Consider the following 12,085-nt stretch of genomic DNA (forward strand, 5'->3'; position numbering starts at 1 on the left):
ATGACGGACACCCCGGCACGACTCCTGAATCTGCTCTCGCTCCTCCAGACCCCGCGCGAGTGGCCCGGAAGCGAACTCGCCGAACGGCTCTCGGTCTCTCCGCGCACCATCCGCCGGGACATCGACCGGCTCCGTGACCTCGGCTATCCCGTCGAGGCGACGCTCGGCGCCGTCGGGGGTTACCGGCTCGTCGCCGGTACGGCCATGCCGCCGCTCCTCCTCGACGACGAGGAGGCGGTCGCCATCGCGGTGGGGCTGCGGGCGGGTGCCGGGCACGCGATCGAGGGCGTCGAGGAGGCGTCCGTACGGGCCCTGGCGAAGCTGGAGCAGGTCCTGCCGGCGCGGCTGCGGCACCGGGTCTCCACGCTCCAGAACGCGACGATCCCGCTCACCCGGGGGGACGGGGCGACGGTCGCGCCCGCCACGCTCACCGCGCTCGCGGGGGCGGTGACGGGGCACGAGCGGCTGCGGTTCGGCTACCGGGCCGGGGACGGGACGGAGACCAAGCGGCTCGTGGAGCCGTATCGGCTGGTCTCCACGGGGCACCGCTGGTACCTCGTTGCATACGACCTCGGGCGCGAGGACTGGCGGACGTTCCGGGTGGACCGGGTGAGCGAGCCGTTCGCGACGGGGGCGCGGTTCGCTCCGCGGGAGCTGCCTTCGGGTGACGCCGCGACGTACATGGCGCGGTCGATGGCGCGGGCGCAGGGGGAGGTCGATCTCGATGTGGAGTTCGCGGCGCCGGCGGAGTTCGTCGTCGCCCGCCTCCCGTCCCACCTCGTGCCGACGGCGACGGCCCCGGACCGCTGCCGGCTGCGCGCCCGCGTCGCGGACTCGGTGGAATGGCTGGCGCTGCGGCTCGCACTGATGGACGTCGACTTCAAGGTCCACGGCCCGGAGCCGCTGATCACGTACATGAGGGACTTGTCGACGAGGCTGACGGCGGCGGCGGGCTGAGGCTCCTCAGGGACGTATGCGCCTCGTTGGTGGGGGGAAGGGGCGGAACCCGCCCCTTCCCCCCTGGCTGCCGGGCGCTCTAGGCCACCGCGTCGAAGCCCGTGTCGTGGGCCATCTTCTTCAGTTCCAGCAGTGCGTGCTTCTCGATCTGGCGGATGCGCTCGCGCGTCAGGCCGTGCTGCTTGCCGACCTCCGTCAGCGTGCGCTCGCGGCCGTCCTCGATGCCGTACCGCATGCGGATGATCGACGCGGTCCGGTGGTCGAGCTTGGCGATGAGGTCGTCGAGCTCCTCGCTGCGCAGCAGCGTGAGCACCGACTGCTCCGGCGAGACCGCCGACGTGTCCTCCAGGAGGTCGCCGAACTGCGTCTCGCCCGCGTCGTCCACCGACATGTTCAGCGAGACCGGGTCCCGCGCCCAGTCGAGGACGTCGACGACGCGCTCGGGCTTCGTGTCCAGCTCCGCCGCGATCTCCGCAGGCTCCGGCTCGCGGCCGTGCTCCCGGTTGAACTCGCGCTGCACCCGGCGGATCCGGCCCAGCTCCTCCACCAGGTGGACGGGAAGCCGGATCGTGCGCGACTGGTCCGCGATGGACCGCGTGATGGCCTGACGGATCCACCACGTCGCGTACGTGGAGAACTTGAAGCCCTTCGCGTAGTCGAACTTCTCGACCGCGCGCACCAGGCCCGCGTTCCCCTCCTGGATCAGGTCCAGCAGCGGCAGCCCGCTGCGCGGGTAGCGCCGGGCCACGGCCACCACGAGCCGCAGGTTGGACTTGATGAAGAGGTCCTTGGCACGCTCGCCCTCGGCGTAGAGCGCCTCGAGCTCCTCGCGGGTCGCGCCCCCCGCCTCGCTCTCCACCTCGCCGTCGAGTATCTGCCGGGCGTACACCCCGGCCTCGATCGTCTGGGAGAGCTCGACCTCCTTGGCGGCGTCGAGCAGAGGCGTGCGCGCGATCTCGTCGAGGTACATGCCGACCAGGTCGCGGTCGGCGATCTCCCCGCCCACGGCGCGAACGCTGCTTGCCCGTGCGGCCCCGCTCTTGGCGGAGGTCTGACGACGGGCGACGGCACGGGTTGCCATGCGTGCTCCCTTGCTGAGTAGGTCGCGACACCTTTTCGGGTGCCCTGCATCCGACGGAAACAACGACTGGAATCAGGACAGAATTCCCACCCGGCACATGGATTTTCGCGATCATGCAGTATCCTGCGCCGCCGTCGCCCCTGCGGGCATGCCCCTGAAACCCGCGGAGGTGCAGGTCAGAGCAGGCACGGAGGGTGATCCGGCGCCGCTCGCGGGGGAATCGACCACACCGTCGGTGAGACCGCGATCACATGCTGCGCCGTCCTTCAAGACGCCGGGGCGGGCCATCGGGTTGCCCCCCGCCCGGACCGGACACGAGTGGCGGACCTACGCCCACCACCCCTCCCCCGGCCCGGTCCCGGTCCCGGTCCCCCTCGGCCTCCCGGCCTAGGTCTCCCGCCCGTTCCGTACCGCCCCTCCCCCGCCCTAGCGTCTTCGCCATGAGCGATCCCACCGGAACCCTCGACGAAGCCCTCGAACGTCTTCACACCACCGGCCCCGAGCGCAACGGCTGGCTCACCAATCACGCCCCGATGGCCGTCGAGGCCCTGGTCCGGCACGGACAGGCCCCGGCGGTGCACCGCTGGCTCGACCACTACGCGCCCAAGCTGGAGGAACCGCCTCCGGCGTCCCGCCGCGTCACCGCCGAGAACTGGGCCGAGGCGCTCGGCGACCCGGCCCGGATCACGGACTGGACCCTGTTCTTCGGACGCGAGCTCGACGGGCGCCCCTGGCGGGAGGTGCTCGCCGTGTGGTGGCCCCGGCTGCTGCCCGGGATCGCGGGCGGGGCGACGCACCCGGTGATCCGTACCGGCCACGCCGTACGGACCCTCCTCGGCGATCCCGCCGGCGAGACGGCCCCCCGGCGCGCCGAGCTGGCGCACGCCCTCGGCTACTGGGCGGCCCGCCACCAGCCGCTGCCCGCGCTCGCCCCGCTGGCCGCCGCGCCCTCGGCGGCGGCCGCGCTGGACGCCGTACCGCCGGTTCCGGACCAGGACGGCGGGATCAGAACCCGGCTCGCGCAGCTGACGGCGTTCCCGGTCTGGGGCGCGGCCCCGGACCCCGACACCGCGAAGGCGCGGCTCACCGAGCTGGTGACGGCGGCGACCCACCGGTACGCGACCCACGGCCACGGCGAGCCGATCATGCTGGTGCACGCGGCGACCGCGCCGAACGCCGTCCTGCGCACCCTGCCCGCGCTCCCGCGCGAGCTGTGGGCGCCGAGCCTGGCGGCCTCGTGGGCGGCGGCGGCCGCGGTGACCGCCGCGTACACCCCGGCGGAGGCCGCCCCGTACACGGGCACGGGTCTCGCCCCCGAGGAGGTCTTCGCGCGGGCGGCGGCGCACGGCGACGACCACACGATCAAGTTCACCGATACCGCGCTCGACGTGGGCGACCCGCTCGCGCTGGCCGCCGCCGTCCGCTCGATCGACCTCAACCCGCCCGCCCTGTAGCGGATCGGCCGCACCGGGCGCGGCCCGCGCGCCCGCCCTTCGGCGACTCAGCCGAACTGCACCGACCTCTTCGCCAGTCCCATCCAGAAGCCGTCGATCACCGAGCGTTCCTCGTCCAGGTCGCCCGCCGCGTCCGCCGCGCCCATCGTGACGAACAGCGGGGCGAAGTGCTCCGTGCGCGGGTGTGCGAGGCGCCCGGCCGGCGACTTGTGCTCGAAGTCGAGGAGGGCGTCGACGTCCTGCGCGGCGAGGGCCTCGTGCCCCCACGCGTCGAACTCGGCGGACCAGCCCGGCACCCCGCCGCCGGTGTGCCGGAGGGCGGCGAGGTTGTGGGTGAAGAAGCCGCTGCCGACGATCAGGACGCCCTCGTCGCGCAGCGGGGCGAGCCTGCGCCCGATGTCCATGAGGCGGCGCGGGTCGAGGGTGGGCATGGAGATCTGGAGTACGGGGATGTCGGCGTCCGGGAACATCTCGACGAGCGGCACGTACGCGCCGTGGTCGAGTCCCCGGTCGGGGATGTCCTGTACGGGGTGGCCGGGCCCGTGGAGCAGCTTGCGGACGGACTCGGCGAGCCGCGGGGCGCCGGGGGCGGCGTACTGGACGCGGTAATAGTGCTCGGGGAAGCCCCAGAAGTCGTGGACGAGGGGGACGGTCTCGGTGGCGCCGAGGGCGAGCGGGGCCTCCTCCCAGTGGGCGGAGACCATGAGGATCGCCTTGGGGCGCGGGAGTCCCGCGGACCAGGCGGCGAGTTCGCCGGGCCAGATCGGGTCGTCGGCGAGCGGCGGGGCGCCGTGGGACAGGTAGAGCGCGGGCATCCGTTCCAGCGTGGCGTCCATGGCGAAGGCCTCCGGCTTCCTCGTGGTCCTGGGTGGAGTGCTCGAAGCTCGCATGCTTGAAACTTCAAGCTCAATACCTGCAGAGTAAACGTATGTAGTTCAACTTTCAAGAATGAGTCGTACGATGGGACCCATGGGAGACATGACCGAACCCCGCTGGCTCAGCGACGAGGAACAGCACGTCTGGCGCTCGTACCTGCACGCCACCACGCTCCTGGAGGACCACCTCGACCGCCAGTTGCAGCGCGACGCCGGAATGCCGCACGTCTACTACGGGCTGCTCGTCCAGCTCTCCCAGGCGCCCCGCCGCCGGCTCCGGATGACCGAGCTGGCCAAGAGCGCCAAGATCACCCGCTCCCGGCTCTCCCACGCCATCGCCCGCCTGGAGACGAACGGCTGGGTGCTGCGCGAGAACTGCCCCTCCGACAAGCGCGGCCAGTTCGCCCGGCTGACGGACGAGGGCGTCGAGGTGCTGCGGCGCAACGCCCCCGGCCATGTGACGGCCGTCCGCCAGGCCCTGTTCGACCGGCTGTCCCCCGAACAGGTGAAGCAGCTCGGCGCGATCATGCGCGTGATGGCCGAGGGCCTCGAACCCACGGACCCGGACGCGGACCTGCCCTGGCTCCGCTGACCCGGACCCGGACGCGGACCTGCCCCGGCTCCGCTGAGCGGAACCAGGGCAGGTGGTGTGCGGGCGAACGATCGTCAGTGGGCGACGACCGGGATCTTCACCTCGTCGTCCGCGCCCGCGCCCGAGCCGGCGACCGCACCGGTGTCCGGCTTCCCGGTGTTGATCAGGACGAAGGCGATCGTGGCCGCGACGACCAGGATGCCGACCGCCCACCAGATGGCCGCGGTGTAGCCCTCGACCATGCTCTGGAGCTGGACCAGCTTCTGCGCGGCCGGGGTGGTCGCGCCCGCCGCGTGGTCCGTCAGGTACGCGGTGGTCGCCGAGGCGGCGATCGTGTTCAGCAGCGCCGTACCGATGGCGCCGCCGACCTGCTGCGAGGTGTTGACCATCGCGGAGGCCACACCGGCGTCCCGCGGGTCCACGCCGAGCGTCGCCAGGGACATGGCCGGCATGAACGCCGTGCCCATGCCCAGGCCGAGCAGCAGCTGCGCGGGCAGGATCAGACCGGCGTACGAGGTGCCGACCTCCAGCTGCGTGAGCAGCAGCATGCCGAGACCGGCGGTCAGGAAGCCCGGGGCCATCAGCAGCCGCGGCGGGACGCGGGTCATCAGGCGGGTGCCGATCTGCGTCGAGCCGATGATCATGCCCGCGATCATCGGGAGGAACGCGAAGCCCGTCATGACCGGCGAGTAGCCCTTCACGACCTGGAGGTAGTAGGTCAGGAAGAGGAACAGGCCGAACATCGCGATGACGGCGAGACCCAGCGACAGGTAGACACCGCCGCGGTTGCGGTCGGTCAGGACGCGCAGCGGCAGCAGCGGGGACTTCACCTTCGCCTCGGTGAGCACGAAGGCGAGGAGCAGCACCGCGGAGCCGACGAACAGGCCGATCGTGCCGGCGTCGCTCCAGCCCTCGGACTCGGCGCGGGTGAAGCCGTAGACGAGCGAGACCAGGCCCAGGGTGGACAGGATCACGCCGGGGATGTCGAGCGTGGAGCGGTTGCGGCCGCCCGCGGGCTCGCGGACCACGAGGTACGCGCCGACGGCGGCGACGATGGCGAACGGGATGTTGACGAAGAACGTCCAGCGCCAGTTCAGGTACTCGGTGAGGAAGCCGCCGAGGATCAGACCCACGGCGCCGCCGCCACCGGCGATGGCACCGTAGATGCCGAAGGCCTTGGCGCGCTCCTTGGCGTCGGTGAAGGTCACGGCGAGCAGCGAGAGCGCGGCGGGCGCGAGGAGCGCGCCGAAGGCGCCCTGGAGCGCGCGGGCGCCGAGCATCATGGCCTCGCCGTTCGCGGCGCCGCCGAGGGCGGAGGCGGCCGCGAAGCCGATCAGGCCGACCACGAAGGTCCGCTTGCGGCCCCACATGTCGGCGATCCGGCCGCCGAAGAGCAGCAGGCCGCCGAAGGCGAGGGCGTAGGCCGTGATGACCCACTGCCGGTTGCCGTCCGATATCCCGAGGTCCTGCTGGGCGGAGGGCAGGGCGATGTTCACGATCGTCGCGTCGAGCACGACCATCAGCTGGGCGAGGGCGATGAAGACGAGAGCTTTCCAGCGGCCGGGGTCGGCCTGGGTCGCGGTGGAGTCGGGGATTTTCGGCATGGGTGGGGCCACCTCTTGGCGCGTACTGGTGGAAAAAGGGCGTAGGTAACGGCGAAGTGCGGGGTGTGTCAGGCCGCCGGCGCCGTCCGCCGGGTCACGACGGGCGGGGGCGGGTCACGACGCGCAGGAATCGCGTCTCAGGTCCTCCAGGGTCACGGCCCTCCCCGGCAGTACGGAGCGGGCGGGCGCTTCCAGACCGTCGAGGAACAGCTGCAGATGGCGATGGACGAAGGGATCGAAGGCACCGCCGCAGGCCGTTCCCGGCAGCGGGCGGGTCAGCTGGGAGAGCGCCACCATCAGGTCGCCGACGCCGATGTCGGCGCGGAGCCGGCCGGCCCGCTGCGCGCTGTCGACGAGGCCCTGGACGGCTTCCTCCAGGCGCTGCCGTTCGGCGATCAGGTCGGGGTGGTCCTTGTCGAAGGCGCCGTCGAGCATCGGACACAGGGCGCCGATGCGCTCGTCGGCGGCGCCGTGGGTGAAGCGGCGGAGGGCGGCGAACGGGTCGCTCTCGTCCTCGGCGGACCGCTCGGCCAGTTCGGTGACGCGGGCCATGATCGAGAGGACGACCTCGTGGACGAGCTCGGCCCGCTCGGGGAAGTTCCGGTAGAGCGTGGCGTTCCCGACGCCGGCCCGGCGCGCGATCTCGTCGTACGGCACCTGGGGCCCGAACTCGACGAACATCTCGCGGGCCGCCGTGACGATCCGCTCGCGGTTGCGCAGGGCGTCGGCCCGCGGACGGGGGACGCGACGGGCGGGCGCCTCCCCGGCGGCGGCGGGGGTCCCGGTGGTCCCGGCCACGTCGGTGGTCCCGGTGGTCCCGGCCACGTCGGTGGCCCCGGCGGTCCCGGTGGTCCCGGCTGCGTCGGCACTGGTGGTCACGCTGCGGCCTCCTCGCTTCTCCACGCCCCCGGCTGCCCGGGGGATCCGGGGACGGACTCCCCACTTCGCTCAACACAGTCCTAAACGGGGAGCCAGTCCCCGGTTATTTCCCGCGCCTCCTGTGACCTGGGTCACATCCATCCCTCGGGGCGGAATACCCACGATCGGTCCACCCGGCGCGCGCGCCGGAACCTCCCGCCACAGGCTGATCGCACGGCGCGGCCTCGCGAGTACCGGAAGGGGCCGTGCCGCCGACCTGCCCCCACCGGAGAGGCGTCCGTATGCAGCACCCCCGCCGACGGATACGCAGACCCGCCGCGCTGGCCGCGACCACGGCGCTCTCCCTGACGCTGCTCGCGTCCGCGAGCACCACCCTCCCGGGCCCCGCCCCGGCCTCGGCGGGCCCCGTGGCCGCCGCGCCGAACAGCGCCCAGCTGGGACCGTGCCGCATCGCCACCACGATGGGCGTGCAGATGTCGGAGGGGCTGCCCACCGCCCCCGGGTACGTGCGCTCCACGGGCCGGATCAGGGCCCTCAACCTGATGGTCGACTTCCCCGACGCGCCCGGCGACGGCACCGCGATGGGCCGCTTCCGCGAGTTCTTCCCGCAGACCGCCGACTGGTTCCGGACCAGCTCGTACGGGCGGCTGCACTACCGCGCGGAGGCCCCGATACCGGACTGGCTGCGGATGCCGAAGGCGTTCTCCGCGTACGGGATCGAGCGCGGCTCACCGTACGAACCGGGCTACCGCTCCCTCGTCGAGGACATCGTGAAGGCCGCCGACCCGAAGGTCGACTTCAGCGCGTACGACCTGGTCAACATCCTCGTCACGCCGAACGCCGGGCCCTCCGCCCTCGACACCGTCCTGTCCGTGACCTTCTCCGGCAACGACGACGCCCCCTACGCGGACGGCGTGCCGCTGGCCAACACGTCCTTCGTCTACAGCCGCCAGGACGACGGCTCCGGCAGCTTCGCGGAGACCGGCTACCGGGTGCTGCCGCACGAGAACGGGCACGTCTTCGGGCTGCCCGACCTCTACACCTCGGACGGCGGCGGCACCGTCGGGCACTGGGACATCATGTCCGAGGACTGGGGCGCCAACAACGACCTGCTCGGCTGGCACAAGTGGAAGCTGGGCTGGCTCGACAACGACCAGGTCAGCTGCGCCTCCGGGCCCGGCAGCGGCGACTACACGCTCACCCCGCTGGCTGTCCCCGGCGGCCCCAAGCTCGCGTTCGTCCCGCTCTCCGGCACCTCGGGGTACGCGGTCGAGGTCCGCAGCAAGGACGGCAACGACGAGGCCGTCTGCGAGGACGGCGTCCTCGTCTACCGGGTCGAGTCCGACGTGGACACCGGCCACGGTCCGGTGACCGTCGCCGACAGCGAGCGGGCGAGCGGCGGCTGCACCCGCAGGGCCAACGTCCACGCGGAGCTGTCGGACGCCCCCTACCGCCCCGGCGAGACGTTCACGGACCGGGCGAACGGCATCCGCATCAGCGTCCTCGACGAGGACGGGGACGGCGCCTACCGGGTCAGGATCACCCGCAGCTGACCCGCCGGGCGCCGACCGGGGTCACCCGCCCTCGACCGGGTTCGCCCGCCGTCGGCCGAGGTCACCCGCCGTCGGCCGAGGTCACCCGCCGTCGGCCAGCCCCTCCGACCCCCGCAGTTCCCGCTTCAGGAGCTTCCCCGTCGGGTTCCTGGGCAGCTCCTCCTCCCGTACGACGACCCGGGCGGGGACCTTGAAGGCGGCGAGGCGCCCGCCCACGTACGTACGGAGGTCCTCGGCGTCCGTGGTGGCGCCGGGCCGCAGCCGGACGACCGCCGCGACCTCCTCGCCGAGCAGCGGGTGCGGGACGCCGAGGACGGCGGCGTCCAGGACGTCCGGGTGGCCCTGGAGCACGCCCTCGACCTCCACGCAGTACACGTTCTCGCCGCCCCGGATCACCATGTCGGTGAGCCGGTCGACGACGGTGACGCGGCCGTCCGCGTCCACGCGCGCGAGGTCCCCCGTACGGAACCAGCCGTCCTCGGAGAACGCGGCGCGGGTCGCCTCCTCGTTCCCCCAGTACCCCCGGACCAGCGCCTGCCCGCGCAGCCACAGCTCGCCCACGCCCTCCGCGTCGGGGGCCTCGATCCGCACCTCGGTGGTCGGCGTGGGGCGGCCGACGCTGCCGGGGTGGGCGCGGTACTCGGCGCCGACGTTCGACAGGACGCCGCCGCAGGTCTCGGTGAGCCCGTAGCCGTTGCGGGGCTCGACGCGCTCCCCGTACCCCTCGGTGATCCCGGCGACGATGCCGGGCGGGGCGGCGGCGCCGCCGGTGCTGAGGAGGGTGAGGGTCGCCAGGTCGTCCCCGGCGGCGCGGGCCGCTTCGAGCAGCTGGAGCGCGGTCGTCGGCACGCCCGCGTAGTGGGTGACGCCGTGGGCCCGGATCAGTTCGAGGGCGCGGTCCGCGTCCCACTTCCGCATCATGACGAGGGTCCCGCCGGCCGCCATCACCGCGTAGAACGAGGTGAACGCGGCCACGTGGAAGAACGGGAAGGTGGTCAGCGACACGGGCGCGGGACCGGTCCCCGGCACGTCCCCGCGCGCGAGGGCCGCGGCGGCGGCGAAGTACCGGGGGTTCATGGCCGCCCCGGCCTGCGCGAGGTGGGTGGCGACGGCGCCCTTGGGGCGGCCGGTGGTCCCCGAGGTGTAGATGACGGTGGCGTCCTGCTCGGGCAGCACGTCGACGTCGGGCGGCCCGAGGAACGGATCGGTGTCGGGGACGTACGCCAGGAAGCCGTCCTCGGCCTCCCCGCGGAAGACGATCCCGGGCACCTTCCGCTCGCGGGCCCAGGCGCGCACCCGCGCGACCCGCTCCCCGTCGACGAGGAGCACGCCCGGCGCGCAGTCGTCCAGCGCGTACGCGAACTCGTCCTCGGTCCACCAGGCGTTGAGGGGGACGGCGACGAGTCCGGCGAGCTGGGCGGCCCAGAACGCGGTCTGCCACTCCGGGAGGTTCCGCATGGCGACGACGGCCCGGTCGCCCGGCCGCAGGCCGTACTCCCCGGCCAGCCGCCGTGCGAGCCCGCAGGCGGCGTCGAAGAACTCCCGGTAGGTGGTGGCGCCGTCCTCGGAGACCAGGAACACCCGGTCGCCGTAGGCCCAGGTGGCCTCCACGAACTCCCGGAGGGTGCGGGGCCCGGAGGCGTACACCCCCTCGCTCACCGCGAAGGGGGCGCCGGGGGCGGTGAGGCGCGCCTCGGGTGCCTCCCCGCCGGGTTCCGTCGGTCGTGCGTCCGCCACCACAAACCTCCCGAGCGTCTGCTCACTTCGCGCGGCGACGCTATGCCCGCCCCCCGACCGGGTCAACCCCGGCCGGACCCGCCCCGGCACCCGCCCCGACCAGGCCGGCCCCGAGCAGCTCCGCCGCGTCCGTGTGGACGTCGAGGACCACGGACCGCGCGCCGGTCACCGCGAGCGCGCCGTGGCAGTCGCCGATCCTGGGCAGGTCCGCCAGGGCGATCCGGGCGCGGCTGGCGGCGTCCCGGCCGTGCCAGGCGAGGAGTTCGGGCGGGGCGGACGCCGGGGACACCGTGAAGGACTCCATCGAGGTGTTCAGGCCCTCGCCGGTCGCCTTCAGGACGGCCTCCTTGCGCGTCCACAGCGTGAGGCACGCGGCGGCCCGCCGCTCCGCGGGCAGGGCGTCGACGACCGCGCGCTCCCCGGGGGTGAGCACCAGTTCGAACTCGACGGGGACACCCGGCTGCGCGGGCGGTACGAAGTACTCGACGTCCACCCCCACCGGGTGTCCGTGGGCCACCGCGACCGCCACCATGTCCCGTGAGTGGGAGAGCGACAGTTCCCAGCCCGCCGCCTCCCCCTCGACCCACGGTTTGCCGTGCGGGCCGCCGCAGTCGGGGCACAGGGCGCGCAGGACGACCTCCTCGGGGGCGACGCCGGCAAGCCGCCCCACGGCCGTCTTGGCGAGGGCCCGGCCGGTGACGAACAGGGCGAGGTCCCGTCCGTTCAGGAACCGCGAGCAGCGGGCCCGTTCCGTCTCGTCGAGCAGCTCGAAACGGAGCGTCGGGTTCTCGGGTACGCGGGTGAGCCAGACGTGGCAGTCGACCGCCTGCGCCTCCCGCGCACCGGCGCGGCCGGCGAAGGGCGGGTTCATCGGTTTCATGGGGATCCTCAACTCCTCAGTTGACGGAAGCGAGCGCTCCGGGCGCTCTTCCAACGCTGTCGATAGGGCTGAAAGACCAGGTCAGAGGCGGTCCCATGGACCGTCTATCCGCCTCGGGAGTGCATCGATAGTGACCCGATGGCCGCCGCTGACAAGCTTCAGTCATTCCTCAAGGAGCAGCCGCTCGGGCCGCACTCACGGACTTGGAGTCAGTAGAAGATGATCAAGAACATCGCGCTCCGCATCGCCGGTCTCGCCCTTCTCGTCGCCGCCGCCGCGTCCGTCACGACGACCGCCTACGCCGAGGACGTCACCACCCCGCAGACCGAGTCCACGCCGACGGTCGTCGTCACCGAGACCCCGGACCCGCACAACCCGTGGGGCTGAACCGGCCCGGCACCCGCCGCGTCTCCCAGCGCCTGTTCCTCCGTCTGCGCCGGCGGCTCTCCCAGCGCCTGTTCCCGCGCCTGACA

11 protein-coding genes are annotated in these 12,085 nt (G+C 73.1%); 5 read left to right on the plus strand and 6 right to left on the minus strand.

Annotated features, from left to right (window positions below; translation table 11 throughout):
- Nucleotides 1–957 (plus strand): YafY family protein, encoded by a 957-nt coding sequence (locus ASD33_RS05935; protein WP_056554443.1) that lies wholly within the window; start codon nt 1–3, stop codon nt 955–957.
- A 79-nt stretch (nt 958–1,036) separates the two neighbouring features.
- Here ASD33_RS05935 and ASD33_RS05940 read toward each other — a convergent pair whose 3' ends face one another.
- On the minus strand, nt 1,037–2,038 hold the full coding sequence (locus ASD33_RS05940) for a sigma-70 family RNA polymerase sigma factor (protein WP_056554446.1): 1,002 nt from the start codon (nt 2,036–2,038) through the stop codon (nt 1,037–1,039).
- A gap of 440 nt (nt 2,039–2,478) precedes the next feature.
- Here ASD33_RS05940 and ASD33_RS05945 point away from each other — a divergent pair, with 440 nt between their 5' ends.
- On the plus strand, nt 2,479–3,492 hold the full coding sequence (locus tag ASD33_RS05945; protein WP_056554449.1) for a questin oxidase family protein: 1,014 nt from the start codon (nt 2,479–2,481) through the stop codon (nt 3,490–3,492).
- Between the two features lie 47 nt (nt 3,493–3,539).
- Here the strand turns inward: ASD33_RS05945 and ASD33_RS05950 are convergent, their stop codons facing one another.
- Nucleotides 3,540–4,328 (minus strand): class III extradiol ring-cleavage dioxygenase, encoded by a 789-nt coding sequence (locus ASD33_RS05950; protein ID WP_056554452.1) that lies wholly within the window; start codon nt 4,326–4,328, stop codon nt 3,540–3,542.
- A 124-nt stretch (nt 4,329–4,452) separates the two neighbouring features.
- Between ASD33_RS05950 and ASD33_RS05955 the strand changes: the two genes are divergently transcribed.
- Complete coding sequence (locus ASD33_RS05955; protein WP_107103852.1) at nt 4,453–4,959, plus strand: MarR family transcriptional regulator; 507 nt, start codon at nt 4,453–4,455, stop codon at nt 4,957–4,959.
- A gap of 74 nt (nt 4,960–5,033) precedes the next feature.
- Here the strand turns inward: ASD33_RS05955 and ASD33_RS05960 are convergent, their stop codons facing one another.
- Together ASD33_RS05960 and ASD33_RS05965 are read right to left on the minus strand one after the other, a co-directional pair.
- Nucleotides 5,034–6,563 (minus strand): MFS transporter, encoded by a 1,530-nt coding sequence (locus ASD33_RS05960; RefSeq protein ID WP_056554457.1) that lies wholly within the window; start codon nt 6,561–6,563, stop codon nt 5,034–5,036.
- A 114-nt stretch (nt 6,564–6,677) separates the two neighbouring features.
- A complete protein-coding gene (locus tag ASD33_RS05965; protein WP_056554962.1) occupies nt 6,678–7,361 on the minus strand; it encodes a TetR/AcrR family transcriptional regulator in 684 nt (227 codons plus the stop codon).
- A 362-nt stretch (nt 7,362–7,723) separates the two neighbouring features.
- Between ASD33_RS05965 and ASD33_RS05970 the strand changes: the two genes are divergently transcribed.
- Nucleotides 7,724–8,995, plus strand: a complete 1,272-nt coding sequence (locus ASD33_RS05970) for a M6 family metalloprotease domain-containing protein (protein WP_056554460.1) — start codon at nt 7,724–7,726, stop codon at nt 8,993–8,995.
- Between the two features lie 81 nt (nt 8,996–9,076).
- On the opposite strand, the gene ASD33_RS05975 is transcribed toward ASD33_RS05970, so the two are convergent.
- Nucleotides 9,077–10,732: a class I adenylate-forming enzyme family protein gene (locus tag ASD33_RS05975; protein WP_056554464.1), complete on the minus strand. Its 1,656-nt coding sequence runs from the start codon at nt 10,730–10,732 to the stop codon at nt 9,077–9,079.
- Nucleotides 10,733–10,772: 40 nt separating this feature from the next.
- Nucleotides 10,773–11,612, minus strand: a complete 840-nt coding sequence (locus ASD33_RS05980; protein WP_056554466.1) for a 4'-phosphopantetheinyl transferase superfamily protein — start codon at nt 11,610–11,612, stop codon at nt 10,773–10,775.
- Between the two features lie 219 nt (nt 11,613–11,831).
- Between ASD33_RS05980 and ASD33_RS35395 the strand changes: the two genes are divergently transcribed.
- Nucleotides 11,832–11,999: a hypothetical protein gene (locus ASD33_RS35395; RefSeq protein ID WP_157869997.1), complete on the plus strand. Its 168-nt coding sequence runs from the start codon at nt 11,832–11,834 to the stop codon at nt 11,997–11,999.
- The last annotated feature ends 86 nt before the right edge of the window (nt 12,000–12,085 follow it).

Origin of the sequence: Streptomyces sp. Root1304, assembly GCF_001426405.1 — a bacterium.
GTDB lineage: Bacteria > Actinomycetota > Actinomycetes > Streptomycetales > Streptomycetaceae > Streptomyces.

Bases quoted from the DNA above. Each gene is read 5' to 3' on its own strand.
- ASD33_RS05935 (WP_056554443.1), top strand. From the start codon at position 1: ATGACGGACACCCCGGCACGACTCCTGAATCTGCTCTCGCTCCTCCAG.
- ASD33_RS05980 (WP_056554466.1), bottom strand. From the start codon at position 11,612: ATGAAACCGATGAACCCGCCCTTCGCCGGCCGCGCCGGTGCGCGGGAG.
- ASD33_RS05970 (WP_056554460.1), top strand. From the start codon at position 7,724: ATGCAGCACCCCCGCCGACGGATACGCAGACCCGCCGCGCTGGCCGCG.
- ASD33_RS05960 (WP_056554457.1), bottom strand. From the start codon at position 6,563: ATGCCGAAAATCCCCGACTCCACCGCGACCCAGGCCGACCCCGGCCGC.
- ASD33_RS05940 (WP_056554446.1), bottom strand. From the start codon at position 2,038: ATGGCAACCCGTGCCGTCGCCCGTCGTCAGACCTCCGCCAAGAGCGGG.
- ASD33_RS05945 (WP_056554449.1), top strand. From the start codon at position 2,479: ATGAGCGATCCCACCGGAACCCTCGACGAAGCCCTCGAACGTCTTCAC.
- ASD33_RS35395 (WP_157869997.1), top strand. From the start codon at position 11,832: ATGATCAAGAACATCGCGCTCCGCATCGCCGGTCTCGCCCTTCTCGTC.
- ASD33_RS05950 (WP_056554452.1), bottom strand. From the start codon at position 4,328: ATGGACGCCACGCTGGAACGGATGCCCGCGCTCTACCTGTCCCACGGC.
- ASD33_RS05955 (WP_107103852.1), top strand. From the start codon at position 4,453: ATGGGACCCATGGGAGACATGACCGAACCCCGCTGGCTCAGCGACGAG.